At 60.6% G+C, this 22,170-nt stretch carries 7 protein-coding genes; 5 read left to right on the top strand and 2 right to left on the bottom strand.

All coding sequences use genetic code 11. The features are described from left to right. Positions 1–45: 45 nt before the first annotated feature. A complete protein-coding gene (locus ACFPM8_RS16750) occupies positions 46–600 on the bottom strand; it encodes a GNAT family N-acetyltransferase (RefSeq protein ID WP_378999062.1) in 555 nt (184 codons plus the stop codon). 86 nt (positions 601–686) lie between these two features. Next, a complete protein-coding gene (gene aroQ, locus ACFPM8_RS16745) occupies positions 687–1,352 on the bottom strand; it encodes a gamma subclass chorismate mutase AroQ (RefSeq protein ID WP_378999060.1) in 666 nt (221 codons plus the stop codon). A gap of 542 nt (positions 1,353–1,894) precedes the next feature. Here aroQ and ACFPM8_RS16740 point away from each other — a divergent pair. The 5 genes from ACFPM8_RS16740 (at position 1,895) to fabD (ending at position 22,168) form a co-directional block, all read left to right on the top strand. Beyond that, complete coding sequence (locus tag ACFPM8_RS16740; protein WP_378999058.1) at positions 1,895–17,656, top strand: SDR family NAD(P)-dependent oxidoreductase; 15,762 nt, start codon at positions 1,895–1,897, stop codon at positions 17,654–17,656. After that, a complete protein-coding gene (locus ACFPM8_RS16735) occupies positions 17,653–18,663 on the top strand; it encodes an NAD-dependent epimerase/dehydratase family protein (RefSeq protein WP_378999056.1) in 1,011 nt (336 codons plus the stop codon). Before ACFPM8_RS16740 ends, ACFPM8_RS16735 begins: the two co-directional genes overlap by 4 nt. A gap of 39 nt (positions 18,664–18,702) precedes the next feature. Continuing rightward, entirely contained in the window at positions 18,703–19,974 is a 1,272-nt protein-coding gene (locus ACFPM8_RS16730; RefSeq protein ID WP_378999054.1) for an aminotransferase class I/II-fold pyridoxal phosphate-dependent enzyme, read from the top strand. Continuing rightward, complete coding sequence (locus ACFPM8_RS16725) at positions 19,974–20,258, top strand: acyl carrier protein (RefSeq protein WP_378999053.1); 285 nt, start codon at positions 19,974–19,976, stop codon at positions 20,256–20,258. The genes ACFPM8_RS16730 and ACFPM8_RS16725 overlap by 1 nt, the downstream gene beginning before the upstream one ends. 68 nt (positions 20,259–20,326) lie before the next feature. Next, on the top strand, positions 20,327–22,168 hold the full coding sequence (fabD, locus tag ACFPM8_RS16720; protein WP_378999051.1) for an ACP S-malonyltransferase: 1,842 nt from the start codon (positions 20,327–20,329) through the stop codon (positions 22,166–22,168). The last annotated feature ends 2 nt before the right edge of the window (positions 22,169–22,170 follow it).

Raw genomic sequence — 22,170 nt, 5'->3', positions numbered from 1 at the left:
AACCATTTCCTGGATGGCGCGATCCGCCATTGTTATCCGTTCGTGCTATCGGTTTCTCTGATTCACCAGACCAAGCGGCCGCTCGACAATGTAAGTATGCTCGTTGCATTCCTGGCCCCGAAACATTGCTCTGTCCGTTGATGTCAACTTCATTCCGACTCGTTCAAGCAATTGAATGGAGGAGATATTTCTGCTGTCAGTGATGCCGATTACGCGGTGGATATTACTTGTTTCAAACAACATGGAAATCGCTTCACGTACGGCTTCGCTAGCCAATCCCTTGCCATGATAGGCATTGGACAGCGTGAAACCAATGTCGGCAGACTGTCCGTCGCCAGATATGCAGATTCCTATGTCGCCAATCAACTTGTCGCTATTGCCATCGGCAATCCCGATTTGTCCCCAAATTCCCGGCTGAAATAGTTCGACAGAACCCATGTCATTTAAAAATGCGCTTGCTTCCGAATCGGATTGTGGGACCCATCCTTGATACCGCGATAGCTCCTCGCATTGGCGATACGCTTGAAAATCCACCAAATCCGACACGGTCAAGCGCCGTAGCGTGATACGCGCTGTGGATCGGGGAAAGATAGGAGCCATAAGTGATGTGTCCTTACATTTGGAATTCTATTGATGGCATGCAACAGCAGCATATGCCGCGTTCTTGCTAAACGGGACGACGTGACTCAATTCTTCTCACCATTCTCTGTTGCTGTTCGGGGCAGATCGTTATTCGGAGCCAGCATGCTTGCGCTGCCGTCGATCAGTGGCACCGCAGCAAGCGCGGCCGCCTCGCGGCTGATGGAAACGCTCAGCATGCCCTGCATGGTTGTCGCAATCCGATCGCGCTGCGCCGGATCCGCCAGCGCCGGCCAGGCCACAGCCAGTTCTCGTAAAAGCTGCGAGGTAAGCGCATCGAGACGCGGTCGAATTTCCGCTCCAAGATCCGGCACGTCGGCGAAGCTTCCCATGCCGGCCTTTTCCCAGCGGGCGAAATGCTCGCGCTGGATCACTTTTGCGGCCTCGATCTGGGCCCGGAAAAATTGTTCTGCCCACGCCGCGGGCACACCTAGCGCCAGCGCCTTAGCCGTGAGTCCATCGATGATCTTCTGTTCGCGTGGCAGATCGTCAATAGCGCTTTTGGTATTCCATTTGTAGCGCGCCACATCAGGCATCAACGACAAGCGCTCGTCCATCAGCCGCCGCAACGGCTCCAGGTTGATCGTCGCCGGCGCGGTGAGCGGGGTCTTGCCGTCCTTCACTGACGTCGGCGTGACCGAGATGTCCGCAGCGGAAACAAGCTCGATAAATGCCACACTCAACAACGCTACACATAGTTTGTGGCGATACATTTCTACTCCTTAGAAATTCATTTTATGGATTCCAAGCTGATGCAGCGAGACTCCTGGGGCGTTGTGGTCAAATATCTTATACCAAGCTGATGCGCGGCCAAGGCGTGATAAAAGCGGATACGCCCTGAGCGGAACCATCACATACAAGCTCCGCCGCCGCTAGTTTCGATCTCGCATTCCAGCTCGATCTTCGTGATCCCCCTATCTGCAGCCTCGTGCTCGAATTCTTCTGCGGAACGTTCTGCTGTCGCATTTAACAGTGTCGATAGTTGGATCGCGCCCTGTCAAAAATGTCCGTAACCAAAAAGGGAGTCCGCAAAAAAGCGGACCGCCTTGACCGGCATTAAATGTCCCAAATTTTTTTCTGTAAATGTTGACAGGTGGATTTCCTGGCGCAACGGAATACCATCTGCCAGCTGAAATATCGCTCTGCACTTCTTTGGCATTGACAGTCATTCGACGTAATGGCTGGGCGCAATGCTGTCCACAATAAATTTCATGATTTAAGGCTGTAGCATGGCCGCCTGATTGGAGTTCTTGGAATGGATGTTGCTGTAATCGGAATCGCATGCCGGTTTCCCGGCGCAAACGACCATCATACGTTCTGGGCCAATCTGGCCGAGCGCAAAGCCAGCATTTCTTTGGTGCCTTCCAATCGTTGGGATTGGGAGGCCTACTGGGGTGATTCTCGAACGCAGATCAACAAGAGCCTGAGCAAGTGGGGCGGGTTCATAGAGCACGTGGATACGTTCGACAACCAGTTCTTCGGCGTACTGCCCAAGGTCGCTCAGAGCATGGATCCACAGCAGCGCATCATGCTTGAGCTGGCCTGGTCATGCCTGGAAGACGCGGGCATTCCGCCATCGCAGTTACGCGGAAGAAAAGTCGGCGTCATCGTCGGTGTCTTCAATCACGACTACAAGGAACTGCAAGAGAGCGGCGATGCATCGATCGAGGCGCACAATTCCACCGGCACCGCGACTGCGATAATCGCCAATCGGGTATCGCACCATTTCGATTTTCGCGGTCCCAGCATTCCGATCGACACCGCATGCTCCAGCTCGCTCAATGCCATCCACAGCGCGATCCAGGCCATGGAATATGGCGATTGCGAGATGGCGCTGGCTGGCGGCATCAATCTGATGCTGACGCCTACCCGGCATATCTCGTTCTCCAAGATGGGCATGCTGTCGCCGACGGGAACCTGCAAGACCTTCGATGACAGCGCCGACGGCTACGTGCGCGGCGAAGGCGCCGGCTTGCTGCTGCTTAAGCCGCTGGACAAAGCATTGTCGGATGGCGACTCTATATATGGCGTGATAAAAGGCAGCGCCGTAAATCATTGCGGCGCAACCTACACGCTGACCTATCCCAGCCCGCAGGCGCAGGCGGAAGTCATCGTTGCCGCGCATGAACGGGCGGGCATTCCGGTAGACAGCGTCGGCTATATCGAAGCGCACGGAACGGGAACGCCGAAGGGCGATCCTATCGAATTCGAGGGTTTGCTGACGGCGTTTCGTGCGCTGGCCGATAAGCAAGACCTTCGCTTGGGCAATGCGTTCTGCGGCTTGAGTTCGGTCAAGACCAATATCGGCCATCTGGAGGCCGCAGCGGGCGTTGCGGGAACGATCAAGGTGTTGATGTCGTTCAAGCATCGCACCATGCCGGCGCTGCACAACTTCACCGCATTGAATTCAAAGATTTCGATCGCCGACACGCCATTCTATATTCTCAGCGATACGCAAGAATGGGGCCGGCAGCATGCGGATCAGCCGCGCCGAGCCGGCGTCAGTTCGTTTGGATTCGGCGGCACCAACGCGCATCTCGTATTGGAAGAGGCGCCGCCGCAGAAAACGCGGCAATCGCGATCGAGACTTCCAGCGCATCTGATCGCATTGTCGGCGAAGAGCGGCGAAGCGCTGCAGCAAAAGAAGAAAGACATCCTGGCGTGGCTGCGCGACGATGCAGGGCAGAGCGATCTGAGGGATATCGGCGCGACCTTGTTGACCAGGCGCGACCATTTCCAGCACCGGTTCTGCTGTATCGCCGCCAATGCGCAGGAGCTGATCGAAAAACTCGAACAGTCCATGCTGATCGATGCGGGCGGGAGCGAAAAAGCCCGGGATGCGGCTGCACCCGATTCGATTCAAGCTGGGCAGAAATTGCTCGGCCAGCTTGGCGCCAAGCCAGGCTTGAAGGGCGCAAAGTATCTGACGGCGCTGCAACAGCTCGCGGATCTGTATTCCAGCGGCGTCGACCTGCCGTGGGCTTTGCTGTTCGGAGCGACTGCTGTAAAGCGCATATCATTGCCGGGCTATCCCTTTTCGCGCGACAGTTTCTGGATTGCGGAAGGCGAAGGCAATGGCCATTCGGATAAGCCGCAGACGAGCCCGGCGCTGCATCCGGCGTTGCAGCGCAACGTTTCCAAGATCGGAACGCAGCGCTACACATCCACCTTCACCGGCCAGGAGTTCTTCCTGGTCGATCATGTCGTCAAGACCCAGCCGGTGCTGCCCGGCGTGATGTATCTGGAAATGGTCCGGGCTGCCCTGATCGACGCAGTAGGTTCGAACGGCGGCTCGGTGCAACTTTCCGATGTGCTGTGGCTGCGGCCGCTTGCGCTCAACAATGGGCCGGTTTCAGTGCATGTGGAGCTGCACCCGGAGCCTGTCAATGCTGCCGGCATCGCCCAGCACGGCAGCACTCGCCTGGCGTTTCAGGTGACCAGCGCCGAGGCAGCGCCGCAGATCTATTGCCGCGGCAGCGCCGACGTCGTATTCGCGGCGAGTCCGGCTGCGGTCGACGTCGCAGCGCTGAAGCGAGGCTGCGATGGACCGGTGTATTCCGCAGAGCAGTGCTATCGATCGCTGGCAAATCTGGGTTTGCATTACGGTCCCGCTCACCAAGCGTTATTTCAACTGCACAGCGGTACGCATCAGTGCGCCGCCGAATTGCTCCTTCCTGCGCAGCTGGCCGCGGGCAGTGAACCCTATGTCATTCATCCAAGTACGGCGGATGCGGCACTGCAGGCCGCAGTCGCGTTCGTCGCCGACGCTGATATTTCCGACACTTCCGCTACGACGTTTTTGCCGTTCGCGCTGGACCGTCTGGACGTATACGATCGTTGCACGCCGGCCATGCATGCATGGGTGCGTTATTCGCCGGGGCATTCCGCAGGCGGGCCAAGCAAGAAGGTCGATGTCGATCTCATCGATTCGAACGGCTCAGGCCGTGTATGCCTGGCATTTCGAGGACTTAGCATCCGGCCAATGGCGGCGGAGTCGTCATTCGTGCCGCCGTTGCCGCCGTCTTTCGAGGCACGCTTGTCACCCGAACTCCAGAACTGCCTGTACACCCCGGTTTGGACCACGCAGCCTCTCAATGGCGCAGCGTCCGAAGAGCACATCGATCACCTGCTGCTGGTGGGCGATGCCGGCGACGCAACATGGCTGGCGCAGCAGCTGCGTGCTTCAGCGCGGTTTGCGTCTACCCGGATCGGCCATTTGCACTTCGGACCCGAGGCCGCGCTGGAAGATGCAAGCGCGCTTCTGGTCAGGCCAGGCCGGCTGGAAGATTACGAGGCAGCGGTCGCTGCGTTGACGTCCAGCGGCGCCAAGCTCGATCATGTTCTGTTGATCGCGCCGCGTTTGACCGGCGATATTGCGCAGATCGACGCCGACAGTCTGGATTCCCGCGTCGGCAACAGCGCTCAAAACCTGTTTGCGCTGGTCAAGGCGATGATGCATGGAACCAAGCGCGCAAAATTCCTGCACTTGGTTCCCTCGGAACCGCAGCGTCCGGAATACCAGGGACTGAGCGGACTCTATAAAACCCTGAGAATCGAGAAGCCAAGCTATCTCGGCTGCGTCGTTCAGTGCGACGTGGCGGAGTTGTCCGCACAGCGCCTGGCCGATCTGGTTCTTAAAGAATTTCATAACACTGGTAAAGATAGCGATATCAGCTACAGCGGCGATTTGCGGTCGGTCAGGAAATTCCGTCGCCTCGATGCCGCTTCCTTGCCGCCTGCCTCCCTGGATTTGACCGAAAAGCTGCGCAAAGAGGGCGTATACCTGATTACCGGAGGCATGGGCGCACTGGGCCTGATTTTCGCGCGCCATCTCTGCCAGCACTATCAGGCAACGGTGTTCCTGACCGGCCGTTCCGCGCTCAAGGAGCAGCATCGCCTTAGCCTCGACGAGCTGTCGTCGCTAGGGGGGCGTGCATCCTTCCTGAGCTGCGATGTCGTCAAGCGCGACGATGTGCGGCGCGCGATCGACAGCATTCACGCGGCAGGCCATCGCCTCAACGGCGTGATTCATTCCGCCGGCGTCATCGAGGACGGCTTCATCCTGCGCAAGGACTCGCAATCGTTCGCACGCGTGGTCGCGCCGAAGACACTGGGCACTTGGCATCTCGATCTCGAAACCCGGGATGAACCGCTGGACTTCTTCGCTCTGTTCTCTTCCGTCACTGGCGTGTTGGGCAACATCGGGCAGTGCGATTACAGTTTCGGCAACGCCTTCGAGGATTATTTTGCACAGCAGCGCGAAACCTTGCGTCGGCAAGTATTGCGTAACGGGAAAACGCTGTCGATTAACTGGCCATACTGGAAAGAAGGCGGGATGCGGCTGACGGATAAGGAAGAAGAAATCCTTCATCGCAGCTTCGGCCTGGTTCCTTTGCTCAGCCGCCAGGGCATAGAGATATTCGAATACGCCTTGGCTCAGCCGGGTAGCCAGCTGGTGGTGATGCCGGGCGACGCCGCCAAGGTACAGGAAGTGCTGGGCGTCGAAGCCATGCCGGCCGCGGTTGCCGCTGCTTCGTCCAGGGCAAGCAACTTCGAGTCGTCCGCAAAGGTTCAACCCGACGCCGCCGCGGGCGATTTGCGCGCTGGGATGGCGCGCTATCTGGCTGAATTGTTCGCCGCGCAGCTGCAGATTTCCTCGGATTTCGAGCTGGACCGTTCGTTCCGCGAATACGGCTTCGATTCGATCGTGATGATCGAAATGATCCATCTGATGGAAGAGAAATTCGGCAGTTTGCCGATGACATTGTTCTTCGAGCACCAAACCCTGGGCGAACTCACGGCCTACTTCATCGAGCATCACGCCGAGTCTTGCCACGCCATTATTCAGCCAGCTGCATTGATCGCGCCCGAGCCGGTGCGACCCGAGTGGAATGGCATGGACACGCGCATGCCGGCGCAACCGGCCGCCAGCAGCACGCTTCCAGCCAGGGTCGAACATGACGACATCGCCATCATCGGCTTGTCGGGACGTTATCCCGAAGCTGAGAATCTGGAGCAATTCTGGGAGAACCTGAAATTCGGCCGCGACTGCGTGATCGAGATTCCGTCCGATCGCTGGGATATCGGCGCCACTTTCCAGCCCGGAGCGCCGGCGCCAGGCAAAACCTACAGCAAGTGGGGCGGCTTCCTCAAGGGCGTCGACCAGTTCGATCCGCTGTTCTTCCAGGTTTCGCCGAAAGAGGCGGAGTACATGGATCCCAACGAGCGACTGTTCCTGGAGACCGCTGCGCTGACGATCGAGGACGCGGGTTACACGCCGGATAAGCTGGTTGCGCCGCAAGGCGTGCGTGAAAACCCGGTCGGCGTGTTCGTCGGCGTGATGTGGGGCGACTACCAGTTGCATGGCGTGGAAGGGCCGCCAGACACCTGGGCCACGCCGCATTCGTTCTACTGGGCGGTGGCCAATCGCGTTTCGCACTACTTCAATTTCTCCGGTCCCAGCATCACGATCGACACGGCATGCTCGTCGTCGCTGAGCGCAATCCATCTGGCGTGCGCGGCGATCCGTGCCGGCGAAATCGGTGTCGCTATCGCCGGCGGGGTCAATCTTTCGCTGCATCCGAACAAATACAGCTTGCTGTCGGACATGCACTTTCTGTCTACCGAAGGCCGTTGCCGCAGCTTCGGCGATGGCGGCGACGGCTACGTACCGGGCGAGGGCGTGGGCGCAGTGCTGCTCAAGCCGCTGTCGCAGGCACGCGCCGACGGCGATCACATCTACGGCATTATCCGCGGCACCTCGGTCAACCACGGCGGCAAGACTTCCGGCTTCACCGTGCCCAATTCGAAGCGCCAGGCCGCACTGGTGCAGGATGCGCTCCAGGTCGCCGGCGTCGATCCGCGCCATATCAGCTATCTGGAAGCGCACGGCACCGGAACCAGTCTCGGCGACCCGATCGAGATCAGCGGCTTGAACCGCGCCTTTGCACAGCAGGAGTCGCAATACTGTGCGATCGGCTCGGTGAAATCGAATATCGGTCACCTGGAGGCGGCAGCCGGCATGGCCGGCCTGACCAAGGTCTTGCTGCAGATGAAACACCGCATGCTGGCGCCTTCGATCTTGTCGGATGTGCTTAATCCATACATCGAATTTCAGAAGAGTCCTTTCTACGTGCAGCGCACGCTGCAAGAGTGGCATCGTCCGCTGGTCGACAGCGTCGATCCAAGCGGTGCGATCCAGCTTGTGGAAGCTCCGCGCTTGGCCGGTATCAGCTCGTTCGGCGCCGGTGGCAGCAATGCCCATCTGATCGTTGAGGAATATGCCGAACCGATGCGCTTGAGCGACGGGCTGCATGGCCGTCCGGCGCTGATCGTGTTGTCGGCGAGGAAAGAGGCCGCGCTTAAGGCAATGGCGGAAAACCTCGCAGCGTTCGTCGAGGCCAACCCGGATCTGCCGCTGCAAGACGCGGCCTACACCTTGCAGGTCGGTCGCGTCGCCATGGAATATCGGCTGGCGGTCGTTATCGCGCATGGCACTGAACTGGTCGCCGCGCTGCGCGCATACGTCAATGGCCGCGATGATCTTGGCGGCCTGTTCACGGGGCATCGCAGCAATATGAAAGAGGCCGCATCAATGCCGCCGCTAGCCGCCTGGATTGCCCAGCAAGACCTGCCACAACTGGCGCAGGCCTGGGTCAACGGCCATAGCGTCGCGTGGGAGCAGCTGCATGCGCCGCAAGCACGCAAGCGCCTGTCATTGCCGGGCTACGTCTTTCAACGGCAACGCTACTGGATCGCCAAACCCAATGGGGCGGCGGCCGGCGTCGTGCTGCATCCAATGATCGATGCGAATGTCTCGACCCTGGAAGAACAGACATTCCGCAAGACTTTCCATCCGGAAGAGTTCTTCCTGCGCGACCACCAGCTTGGCAGCAATCGCATTCTGCCGGGCGTGGCCTACCTGGAAATGGCGCTCGTTGCAGGCCGGCTGGCCAGCGCGAGCGATTCCATCCGCGCCGTCAGGGACGTGCGATGGCTGAAACCGATATTCGTCAACGAAGGCGCCGACACTGTCGCCCGCACCTTTGATCTAGGGCTGATACCTGACGAAGACGCCATCCATTTCGAGCTTTACCAGGCACAGGGCGATGCCCGCGCGATCTACGCGCAAGGCACGCTGGAGTTCGACGCATCCGCTCCGGCGCCGCTCGCAAAGGCCGATCTGAACGCCATCATTGCTCGCTGCCAGACGCAGGATCGCGAAGCGATTGCCGCGGCGTTTACGCAGATGGGATTCAACTTCGGCCCCAGTTTCCAGGTGTTCGAGGCCCTGTATTTCAATGCGGCCGAAGCGCTGGCGAGGCTGAGCCTGCCGCTGCAGGCCGAGGCGGCAGCGTCGTACCCGTTCACGTTGCCGCCATCCCTGCTGGACGGCGCGGTCAGGACCGCGTTGGGCATCGGCGGCTTGGGTCTCGATCTGCGCGGGGTGCAGGTGCCGGTGCGGTTGCAGCACATCGAGGTATTGGGCCAGATCGCCGATACCTGCTACGTCCATGCGCGCCGTGCCGGCATCGATATGGCGCAGGCCGATCAGCGCAGCTACGACATCGATGTGCTGGACGCATCCGGTCAAGTACTGGTACGGATCGAGCAATTCACGATTCAATCCGCGCCGCATCTCGCCATCAATCGTTCGTCCGCCAAGTCCGACAAGTCAACCAAGCCCGTCAATGCCGCGCCTGCGCGTATCCAGGCTACTGCTACGGCGAGCACGGCGCTGATTCCGCCCGCCGCTACTGCGCACGGCGGAGCAAACCAGGAAGTGCTGCAAGGCGTCGTCGTGGCGCATCTGATCGAACTGCTGTCCAAGGTAACGAAAGTCCCATCCGAGCAAATCGATCCGAAAATTGCGCTTGAGAATTACGGCATCGACTCGGTGATGATTCTTACGCTCACCGAGAAGCTGCAGGTGACGTTCGGCGACATCCCCAAGACCTTGTTCTTCGAGTATCAGGATTTGCACAGCCTGTCGGAATATTTCCTCGACAGCCATGCCGACCAGGTTCGTGCTCTCGCGGCTGCGTCACCAGTTCGCGGCGCAGCGCCAGCATCGCCGGCGACAGAGCTTTCGTCCGCTGACGAGATTGACGGTGCCGCGCAGGCACAGATTCGCTCGCGACTGTTCGCCACTTTGAAGGAAATCTTCGGCGACGACGCGCAGCACTGTTCGGAGACAACCCCGCTGGCCGCATGGCCGATCGATCCGGTCGGCCATGCGCGGCTGGTGCATGCGTTGCGGCAGCAATTCGATGCCGTCGATGTGCATTCTGCTTATCGCTACCAAACCCTGGACGACTGGGCGGCGGCAATCCACGGCGCGCCATCCGCTGCCGAGGCGCCGCTGCCGGCACCGCGCACATTGCCGAAAGCGCCTGGCGCTTCACGCTTCACCCGTGGCGCAGGCAGCGCAGCGGCCGAATTCCAGGATATCGCGATCATCGGTCTGAGCGGCCGCTACCCTGGCGCCAGCAACGTCGAAGAGTTCTGGCACAACCTGAGCCAGGGGCGGGACGGCATCAGCGAGATTCCGCTGTCGCGCTGGGACCACCAGAAGCACTATCACCCCGACCGCAATGCCAAAGGCAGCGTATACAGCAAGTGGGGCGGCTTCATTGACGATGTCGATCAGTTCGATGCAGGCTTCTTCGGCATGTCTCCGCGTGAGGCGGAAATCACCGATCCGCAGGAACGCCTGTTCCTGCAGACTGCATGGGAGTGCCTGGAAGATGCTTGCTATACCCGCCAATCGTTGAAAGATTGCGAAGTCGGCGTGTTCGTCGGCGTGATGTGGGGCAGCTATGAATTCATCGAGGTCACTGAAGAGCAGCGCAAGTATGGCCGGCCGATGGCAGTGTTTTCATCGATTGCCAATCGGGTGTCCTATTTCCTGAATTTGAGCGGCCCCAGCATCGCGCTGGACACGATGTGCTCCTCATCGCTGACCGCCATCCACCAGGCCTGCCAGGCGATCCGTAGCGGCGATTGCCAGATGGCGATCGCCGGCGGCGTCAACTTGATCGTTCACCCAAGCAAATATCACATGCTGGCGCAAGCACAGTTTCTGTCCAGCGACGGACGCTGCCGCGCGTTCGGCGACGGCGGCGACGGCTACGTGCCGGGCGAGGGCGTCGGCGCGGTGCTATTGAAGCCGCTCAAAAAGGCGATCGAAGACGGCGATCAGATCCATGGCGTCATCAAGGCCTCAGCCGTCAATCATGGCGGAAAAACCAACGGCTACACCGTGCCCAACCAGATCGCGCAGGGCAATGTCATCGGCAAGGCATTGCGTCGCGCAGGCTGGCACCCGAGTTCGATCGGCTACATCGAGGCGCATGGCACCGGCACCTCGCTGGGCGATCCGATCGAGATCGCCGGCTTGTCGAAAGCGTTCGCCAGCGCCGCGCAGGCGCGTGGTGATGACGGCGCGGTCGCGCCGCAATCTTGCCGCATCGGTTCGGTGAAATCGAATATCGGCCATCTGGAGTCTGCGGCCGGCATTGCTGCGCTGACCAAGATCCTGATGCAACTGCGCCATCGGCGCATCGCGCCATCGCTGCATTCGACGCTGCTGAATTCGAACATCGATTTCGCCAGGACGCCGTTCCGCGTGGTGCAGGCGCTAGAAGACTGGAATGTTGCGGTCGGGCGCGACGACAGCGGACAGCCGGCGACCAGGCGCGCAGGCATCAGTTCATTCGGCGCCGGAGGCGCGAACGCGCACATTCTGGTTGAAGAGTACATTGCGCAAGCCGTCTCGCCGCAGGCCGCTGCTTCGCTGCCGCAACCAGTGCTGTTCGTGCTGTCGGCCGACAGCGAGGAGCGTCTCGCGCTGTATATAGACCGTGTGCTGGCCTTCCTGGTCCAGCATAGTCAGGGCGCAGCCAGGCTAGACCTGCGCTCGCTGGCTTACTCGTCGCTGGTGGGACGCGAGGCGATGAACGAGCGGCTCGCAGTCGTGACTGCCAGCCTGGACGACCTGATCGATGCGCTTGCCCAGTATCGGCGCGGCGTTGTCGTGAATCAGCTGCAACGCGGCAGCGTCAAGAAACACAACGAAAAGCTCGATGCGATCCTGGATGAAACGCAACGCGATGCGATGGTTCGTTCTCTGTTGCAGGACAAGCGCCTGCCGCAACTGGCCAAAGCCTGGGTGTCGCTGCTTGATATCGAATGGAATCGCTACGCCGATCTGTTGTTCGCCGCGGATCCGACTTCGGCACGCCGCACTCTGGCGACCCGCCGTCTCTCGTTCCCGCCCATGCCGTTCCTGACCAAGCGGCACTGGGTGGAGGAGAAGCCGGCCGCGACCGATGCCGCCGGTGCTGGCCGTCAGGGCGCATTGCATCCGCTGCTTGACCGCAATGTATCGACACTGACGCAGCAGCGCTACGCCAAACTCCTGACAGGCCAGGAATTTTACCTGCGCGATCACATCGTCGAAGCGGGCGACAAGCGGGTGATACTGCCTGGTGTCGCCTACCTCGAAATGGCGCGTGCCGCCGGCGAACTGGCGATGGGCGAGGATTGGGCGGTGAGCCGGATATGCAATCTGGTCTGGATCCAGCCGGTCGAGATCAACGGTGCGCCGGAAGAAGTGACGGTGACGCTCGCCCAGGTCGACGATGCGGTGGAATTCGAGATCATCCGCAGCTCGGCCCAGGACATCTGCGCCGAAGGCGAATTGCAATATCGGCGCCGTGACGAAGCAGTGGCGGATGAGTGGCTCGACCTCGCAGCCCTGCGCAGCCGCAGCGGCATCGAGGACGACAAACGTTCAATCTATGATGCCTTCCGTCGCATGGGCTTCCACTATGGCAGCAGCTATCAGGTGACCGAGACGCGCTATCGCATGACCGACGGCGCGCTCAGCCGCCTCAGGCTGCCGGAATCGCTGCGGCATGATGCACGATCGTTCTGCCTGCACCCGTCGCTGTTCGACGGCGCGCTGCGCACCTGTCTGGCTATCGGTTCGGAGTCGCTTGATTCCATGGTGCCCATCGTGCCGTTCGCGCTGGGCGAACTGGAGATTCGCCACCCGCTCACCGAGGAATGTTATGCCTACGCGACAGAAGCCAGCGCCGAGCCGCACGCTGATCCGCAGGCGCTAGCCGGCAGCGGCCTGCGCAAATACGACATCGTCGTCACCGATAGCGATGGACGTGTATTGCTTAAACTCTGGAACTTCTCTGCGCGCCCGCTAATCAAGGCGGAATCACAACCCGCGCGCACTTTGCAGTATTACGGCTATGACTGGCTGGAGACCCCGGCGCTGCCTTCGTCAACGTCCACGCCCGCCGGCCGGACCGTGCTGGTGATCGGCGACGATGCGCTGCTGGCCGAAGCACTGTCGCAGCGCTTCGGATCATCTGTCGATGTCGTGTCGGCGCAGGCCGGCGACGCATTTGCCCAGCTGGGGGACAGACATTACCGCTTCAATCCGGCGCACGCTCACTCCTATACCGAATTGATTGCGCATCTGGCCAGCCGCGGTTTGCGGCCGTCGTGCATCGCGCATTACCTGCACGATGGTCAGGGTCAGGACTTCAGCGCAGCCGCCGAGCACGGCGATATGCATAGCCTGCGTCGCGGGATGTTGTCGATGCGTCATCTATTCAATGCGCTTGAACAGGCGATGCCCGGCCAGAGCGTGCGTTGCGCGTACGCATTCGAGGCCGCGCAAGGGGCGATCCAGCCGCAGCACGATGCGATCTCTGGCTATGCCAAGTCGCTGCTGACTATCAACCATCGCTTCGAATTGTTCACGGTACGGGTCGACCGCGCTGACACGATTGGACTTGCAGCCACATTGCAGAACGAATTCGACGCGCCCGGAACGCTTACCGGATTGGAAATCGGTCATTGGAGCGGGCGCCGCTATCTGCGCAGCCTGAGCCCTCTCGATCCGTCCAGCGCGGCGCAGACCGACCTTCCATTCAAGCCCCGCGGCGCATACCTGATCACGGGCGGCGCCGGCAAGCTAGGCATGGTGCTGGCCCGTTACCTGGCTACCCGCTACCAGGCCCGCTTGATACTGAGCGGTCGCAGCGAGCGGCTGCACGACGCAGCGCTGGCGCAGATCGAAACGCTGCGCGCTGCCGGCGCCGAGGTGCATTACCGGGGTTCCGATATTGCTCAGACCGGACAGGCCGATGCCTTGCTTGTTTTCGCCAAACAGGCATATGGCGCGCTCGATGGCGTGCTGCATTGCGCAGGCGTGGCCAGCGACACGCTGATTACGCAGCTGGATGATGCGGCTTTTGCCGAATTGCTGGCGCCGAAGATCGACGGCCTGCTGGCCCTGGACCGCGCTACCCGGCATGAGCCACTCGACTTTTTCGTCAATTTTTCCTCCGTATCGGCGCTGCTGGGCGATCTGGGTTCCGGCGCCTATGCTGTCGCCAATCGGTTCATGGATAGCCACGCCGTATTGCGCGACGCGCTGTGCAAGCAAGGCCAGCGTTTTGGCAAGAGTCTCTCGATCGGCTGGCCTCTGTGGGCGAGCGGCGGCATGCAGATTTCCGATCAGGACGCGCCGCTGTTCGGCTTCTCGGGCATGTCCGCGCTGACGGAAGGCGAAGGCCTGGAAGCATTTGAACGTCTGTTGCGTGGAAATGCGCCGCAGGTATTGGTGGCCGTCGGCGACGCGGCGAAAATCGGGCGCGTGCTGCGCGTGCAGGGCAGCGTGCAGGTCGCGCTCCAGGCAGCCGCGGCAACACGCACGCCCGGCGAACGCAGCGTGACGGCGCTATCTTCTGGCTCCCCCTCGATCGCGGTGCCGGATCAACAGCGCCGCGCCGAGCAATATCTGAAGGATCGACTGGCGGTTGTGGTGAAAGTGGCCGCCAGCGATATCGGTGCGGATACCACCTTCGAACAGCTCGGCATGGACTCGGTGATGCTGATGGAGCTGCGCAATGGTCTCAGCCAGGATTTTTCCGGTCTGCCCAAAACCGCGCTGTTTGAATACGACACGCCGGCGCGCCTGGCGCAATACCTGAAGCAACAGCACGCCGATGCCTTGCAGGCATGCCTGGGTGATGCGATACCGCCAGCGGCCGATCGGACGACCGCACAGCCGGTCGCGAACGTGCCGCCGTTGCCTGCCTCAGCCGTCACTGTGGAAACGCGTATCGCGCTTCCCGTCTCGAGCAAGCGCCGTTCGACGGCAACCGGCGCTGTGCCAGCCATGGACGACGCGGTCGCCATCATCGGTTTGGCAGGTCAATTCCCGCAGGCGGCCAATCTGGGCGAGTTCTGGAACAACCTGCAGCAGGCCAAGGACTGCCTGTCGCCGATTCCCGAGGAACGCTGGCCAGCGAGCAGCGCCAACCGGCACGATTCCCGCCGCGCTTATTGCAATAAAGGCGGCTTCCTGAGCGACGTCGATCGCTTCGACCCCGCATTTTTCAGAATGTCGCCGGCCGAGGCGGCGAAAACCGATCCGCAGCTGAGGGTGCTGCTGCGCGCCGCATGGCATGCGATCGAGGACGCGGCCTACACGCCGGAGATGCTGTCGCCGGAGCGTGTCGGCGTCTATGTCGGGGCCATGAACGAAGACTTCACCTGGATCATGTCGGAGCTGTATGCGCACAGCGGCGAGTACCTGGGCCCGGGTTCGGTCGTTAGCGAATTGGCTAACCGGATTTCGTTCCTGATGAATTTCCGGGGCCCCAGCCTGACCGTTTCCACCGCATGTTCGTCCTCGCTCACGGCGCTGCACCTGGCGCGTCAAGCCATTCTGGGCGGCGAGTGCGATCTGGCGCTGGCCGGCGGCGTGAACCTGAGCCTGCATCCCAGCAAGTACCTGATGCTGCAGGACATGAAGGTGCTGTCGCCGGATGGCCAGGAACGCACCTTCGATGAGTCGGCCAACGGCCTGGTGCCGAGCGAAGGCGTTGGGGTGGTCGTGCTCAAGCGCTTGAGCCGGGCGCTCGCAGACGGCGATCAGATCTACGGCGTGATTCGCGGCTCAAGCATCAGCCATGCCGGCACCGGCGCCGGCCAGTATCTGCCCAATCTTAAAATGCTGGAGGAAACGGCAGCGCGCAGCCTGCGTGAATCCGGCCTGCGCGCCGACGATCTGTCTTACATCGAGAGCCACGGCACCGGCACTGAACTGGGCGATCCGATCGAGCTCAAGGCGCTGGCCAACGCGCTGCGGCAGTCCACTGCGGCAGAACGGTTCTGCGCGATAGGCACCAAGGCCAACCTCGGTCACATGGAAGCCGCCTCGGGTATCTGCTCGCTGATCAAGGTGCTGTTGAGCATGAAGCATGGACGTCTGTCGCCGTGCGCAAAGTTGAATTCAGTGAACTCGTCGTTCGATCACGCGCTCTCGCCATTCCATTTTCCGCGCGAGCCGCAGCAATGGGGCGTGAATCAGCGAGGCACGCGCGCGGCCGGCATCAATTCCTTTGGCATGGGGGGATCGAACGTGTTCATGGTGGTCGAATCGCAGGCTCCGGCCGCGCCCAAGCAAAACGGGACGGTGGATCTGCTCGAACCGTCCATCGTCGTGCTGTCCGCCAGGAGCGAAGAACGATTGCGGGCTTATGCAAGCGATTTGCGCGATTTCCTCGCCCATGGCGAGCGCGAAACATGGTCGGGCGCGGACTTCGCCGATCTGGCGTATTCGAGTCAGATCGGGCGGGCGCCGTTCGAGCATCGGCTGGCGATCGTCGCCAGCGATCGCCTGGAATTGATCGCCAAGGCCGGTAAATACCTTCAATCCGGCCCGGCGGCAGATCTCGGCATCTTTGCCGACAGCGCTCGTTCGCTGGACGGACTGCCGGATCTTCTGGCGGGCGATGCCGGCCGGGAATTCATCGATGCGCTGCTGCAAGCGCGGCAGTGGAACAAACTGGCCTCGATCTGGACCCGTGGCTGTGCAATCGACTGGCTGCGCATGCACGTGAACGCAGGCCGGCAGCGCGTATCCTTCCCGGGCTATCCGTTCGAGACGCTGGTCTGCGATTTACGCGACGTGGCCGGGGTGCGAGGGGCGCAAGGCGGGCGTCGGGCGCCGGTCGAAACCGGCATTCCTGCCTCGCATGCAGCGCAACCGGATGCAGCTGCGATCGAGGGCGAGGCGCAGGCAAACCTCGGCTGGTTCAGCCTGGAGGCTATGCCGAATCAGGCGCCGCAAGACGCTGACGGCAGCGCGGACGATGACGAAATGGCCAGACAGTACTGGCTCGATCATCTGCAAGACATCGCCGATACCAACTTCCTGTTTGCGTCAACGCTGCTGCCTGAGTGTGCCGAACAGAGCTCTCCCGACGAGCTGCCGGCGCATGCCGTCTCCGGCTTGCTAGGGCGCGAGCTCACCTTATCCCTGCAACGCTGCACCCAATTGCATCGGATTGAAGCGGAAACCCTGATCGCGGCGGCTTGGGCCATCCTCATCAACCGCTATACCAAAGCGCGTTGCTCGCAATTCGGCATCTTGAAGGCATACTCGCCGGTGCCGGGCGCAGCCATCGAGTCCGGCGCGGACAGTCACGAGCAGCTGCACAACGTCGTGCCGATCCGGGTCTCCACGGTCGGCCGGGAAAAAATCGGCGGCTGGCTGGCCGGTTTGCAGCGCAACTTGAATCGCAAGCGTGTTTATGCTCATGTGCCGATCCATCGGATTGAAAGCTGGATCGGCGTCGATAACCTGTTCGATAACGTGATTGCGTTCGAGAAAACCGATAGGCCGCAGGCCGCGGCAGCAGACAGCCAAGCGCTGCTGCCTGCTCAGGAAATTTTAGCTCTGCCTGACTGCGTCGCCATGAAGCTGACGGTAAGTATCCACAGCGACGCGCTGGAACTTAAGCTGATTTATCGATCGGCGACAGCGGAAGACGAAAAACTAGGCACTCTTCTCGATCATTTCCAGGTTCTGCTGGAAGGTCTGGCCACCCAGCCGGAAAAAACTCCGGCTGCGCTTGCCATGCGTACCAAGCGCGAGAGCCGGGACACCTTCTGGAAAACCCTGGGCAAGGTGAATCAATGATGGCAAGCGGAATGAATGTGTTCATGACGGGAGCGAACGGTTTCGTCGGTCTCAACATCGTTGCTGCGCTGGTGGCGGCCGGGCATCGCGTCACGGCGTTTGTACGGCCGGGATCCAACGTTTTCTATCTGGCCCCGTTCGGGGTGGATATCGTGCGCGGCGAGCTAAGCGATCTCGGCGCGGTGAAGCAGGCGATGCGCGGCGCGCAAGGAGTGATCCATACCGCCGGCAACACCAGCTGCAACAAACGCGACTGGCCGCTGCTGCAGGAGGTCAATGTAGATGGCACGCGCAACGTGGTCGAAGCCGCGATCGCCAACCAGGTCTCGCGCATTGTGTACACCAGCACGACTTCCACCATCGGCGCGCTCGAGGGCGAACATCATTTGGCGAATGAGGGCATGCCGCTGAAGGGCTTTCGGGCGCGCAGTCCTTACGGGATCAGCAAGCAGATGGCCGAGCGGGCCGTGCTGGATGCGCAGAAGCGCGGCGTGAGCTGCGTCATCCTCAATCCGGCCGAAGTGCTGGGCGCCTTTGACTACTCGCTGCAATGGGGGCGGATGGTGCTGGCGGTACACCACAACCAGGTGCCCTTCATGCCGCCCGGCGGCGGCAGCTTCTGCAGCGCCGCCGAAGTCGGACGGGCCCACGTGAACGCGTTGACTCAGGGACGTTCCGGCGAGCGCTACATTCTCGGCGGCGACAACGTCCGCTACGAGCACTTCATGAAGGCCATCGCCAAGGCTCTGGGGCAGGTGTTCGACACGCCGGACGTCAATTACGGCTGGCTGTATTTCAAATCGGTCTTGCAAGAGAAGCTGCCGTCGTTAATGCCCGGCAAATCCATCGTCGAGCCCTACCGGATGCGCGTCTTCGGCGGCACGTATTACTTCGATAGCGCCAAGGCCGAGCGTGAGCTGTCCTACCGGCCGGTTCCACTCGAACAAATGCTGCACGACTGCGTGCAGTGGTACCAGCATCACGGCTTCATCACCCGTGGCGATTAATTTGAAACTACCAACATCATTGAGTAAGGGAGAAGCAATATGGATTCCAGAGCGCTAATCGAGCTCGCGCGGCAGCCATTCAAACAGCGGCTGGCCCAACAGTATTCGGTTTACCTGGCGGAGGCGGAGCAGGGCTTCATGTCCGGCCGGGAGGGGATCGGTCCGGTGGATCGCCGGATGAAATACAAGGACTTGCACAGCGATGCATTTCACGACGTGCTCATCTTCGGGTCCAATAGCTATCTCGGCTTGTCGAACGATCCGTATGTGAAACGCAAGGTAACCGAGGCCGTCGAGCAATACGGCATCGGCTCAGGCGGTTCGCCTGCCTTCTCGGGATACACCAGGCAGCACAAGGATCTCGAACAAAGACTGGCCAAACTGGCCGAGCACGAGGATGCCGTGCTGCTTCCCGGCGGCTATATGGCTAACCTGTGCTGGGTCAACGGATTGATGAACCAGAACGACATCATCGTCTACGACAAGAACAGCCATGCCAGCGTCATCAATGCGATCAAGATGACGAACGTGCCGTTCTATACGTTCGACCCGGAAAAACTCGACGATTTCGAGAAGCTCCTGCAGCGGATCAAACAGCGTTCGAACCCGCACGCGCAGATTTTCTCGACGGTTGAAGGCGTGCGCTCGATCGACGGTTCGATCATCGAACTGAAGCGTTATATCGAGATCTGCAAAGCCCATGACGTCATCACTATCCTGGATGACGCTCACGGACTGGGCACGGTAGGCAAGAACGGCCGCGGCACCCTGGAATACCTGGATCTGATGGGCCAGGTCGACTTGCGCATGTCCACTTGCAGCAAGGCGATCGGTGCGCAGGGCGCATTCGTCTCAGGCAGCAAGGAACTCATTTTCCTGCTGCGAAATTTCTCCTACCCGTATTTGTTCACCTCGGCGCTGGCGCAGCCGACCATCGCGGCGATTTCCGCTGCGCTGGACATCATGGAGCGCGAGCCGGAGCGCATCGAGAAGCTGCATCAGAACGTGCGCTATATGCAGGATCGCCTGGAGCAGGCGGGGCTGCGCATCATTCGCGGCCAGTCCGGAATCATCCCGGTGTTCTTCGATGAGGATGGCGTGGTGCGCAAAATCAATCGCGCCCTGTATCGGCGCGGACTGTTCGCCAACATCATGGAATACCCGATGGTGCCGCCGGGGCTGGAACGGCTGCGGCTGTCGGTGATGGCGACCCACTCGCGGGAGGAAATCGACACGGCCGTATCGCTGATCGTGGAAACGGCAAATGAATTTGGCGCCTTGCAAAGCAAAACTATTTTGGAGAATGCGTAATGAGCAAGAAAGAAGAAATACTGGAAGCGGTACTGGATGTCATCAATAGCGTCAAAAAAACCGGGTTCACGCGAGACGCGGTGGAGCCGGACTTCTATCTGGGCGGCGATCTCGGCGTCGATTCGAAGGAAATGCTTGAGATCTGGTACGAGCTCGAACAGCGCCTGAATATCCGTGTGCTGGACGCGGAGAAGCGCGATCTGTACACGCTCAACGAGGTCATCGATCTTCTGCAAAGCAAGCTGGACCAAGTCGTGGCGAACCACCCGGCGCAGCCTGCCTAAGGCTGCGGCTATCTTGCGGCTATCCAATGCGGCAGGCCATTGAAGAACCAAAAAATGAGAGTGACGGCATGACATCAGTGTGGGTATTTCCAGGGCAGGGATCTCAACATAAAGGCATGGGCGCGGAACTGTTCGCGCGCTTTCCCCAACTTGTGCGCGAGGCGGACGAGGTGTTGGGTTATTCGATTCGCGAGTTGTGTCTGGACGATCCGAAGAATGTGCTCAAGCAGACCGAGTACACCCAGCCGGCGTTGTTCGTCGTGTCGGCACTGTCTTTTCTGGCCAGGCGCGAGCAAGGCGATGTGGCGCCCGATGTCTACGCGGGACACAGCCTGGGTGAATTCAACGCCTTGTTCGCCGCCGGCGGCTTCGATTTCAAGACCGGCGTTGCGCTGGTGGCAGAGCGTGGCCGATTGATGTCGCAGGCGACGCGTGGCGCCATGGCAGCCGTCATCGGCCTCGATCAGGATAAAGTGCGGGCACTGCTGTCATCTTCGCCTTTCGGTCAGATCGACATCGCGAACATCAATTCCGCGGAGCAGATAGTCATCTCCGGCGAGGAGGGAGAGATCGCAAGCTGCGCAGCGCTATTTACCGATGCCGGCGGCCGTTATGTGCGCTTGAATGTCAGCGCCGCATTCCATTCCAGATTCATGCGTGACGTCGAACGGCAATTCGCCGCCTACCTCGCGCGCATGCCGTTGCATCCGCTGAACGCCGAAGTCATCGCCAATTGCACTGCCGCTCCGTATCCGAAGACCGGCTATCAGGATTTGCTGGTGCGGCAGATCACCCAGCCGGTGAAATGGTACGAGTCGATATCGCGGCTGCTGTCGCGTGGCGCGGTAACTCTGGAAGAGGTGGGGCCAGGCGATGTGCTCACCAAGCTCTTTTTTAAAATCAAGCAGACGCCGATGGCGCTGAACGATAGTGCTGGCGAGCTTGCCGCCGAGCCGTCGCCACCTTCCCGGCGTACGGTGTTCATGTACTCGGGGCAGGGTTCCCAGTATTACCTGATGGGGAAGGAGCTGTACCAGCACAGCGCCCCGTTCCGCGCAGCGATGGACGCCTGCGATGCGCTGCATCGTGCGCACACCGGCCGCAGCATGGTGGCGCAGCTGTACGACGACGCCAAGCGGCACGAGGAGATGACGGATGTGCTGCTTGCGCATCCGGCGCTGTTCAGCCTCGGCTACAGCCTCACGCAGGTATTGCTGCACGCCGGTATCGAGCCGGACGGGGTTCTAGGCTACAGCCTGGGCGAGTATGTCGCGGCGACGGTTGCGGGCGTGGTTTCGCTGGAGGACGCGATGGCCATGGTCATGCTCCAGGCACGGCTGCTCAGCGAACAAACCCTCGGCGGCGGCATGCTGTCGGTATTGATGCCGGTGGAGCATTTCGAACGCCATCCGGATTTGTACCAGGGAGGCACGCTGGCAAGCGTTAACTTCGACAGCAACTTCGTCGTCAGCGCCAGCCAACAGACGCTGCTCGCGATCAAGGATCGACTGGACGCGCAGGACGTCGTATCGCTGCTGTTGTCGGTCGATCACGGCTTCCATTCGGCGGCGGTGGACCCGATTGAGACAGAGTTCCGTCGATTTTTGCAAAATCTGCCGCTGCAGACGCCGCGCCTGCCGATCTACTCGGCCATGCGCGGCCACGCGATCAGCGCGTTTGACGATCAATATTTCTGGGATGTGCTGCGGCAGCCAGTCGATTTCCACAAGCTGGTGGGCTCATTAAGCGCGCAAGAGACCTTCCGTTTCGTCGATCTTGGGCCGACTGGAACCTTATCGGGCTTCATCAAGTATGGCTTTGGCGATCGTGTCGAGCACGCGGTATCCATCAATCAATTCGGGAAAAACATGGAAACGGTGTCCAAGTTGCTGAGCAAGCTTTCAGCCTAGCG

Source organism: Paraherbaspirillum soli, assembly GCF_042654985.1.
GTDB lineage: Bacteria > Pseudomonadota > Gammaproteobacteria > Burkholderiales > Burkholderiaceae_D > Paraherbaspirillum > Paraherbaspirillum soli.
The sequence above is the reverse complement of the archived record's forward strand: the minus strand, read 5'-3'. Positions and strand labels throughout refer to the sequence as shown.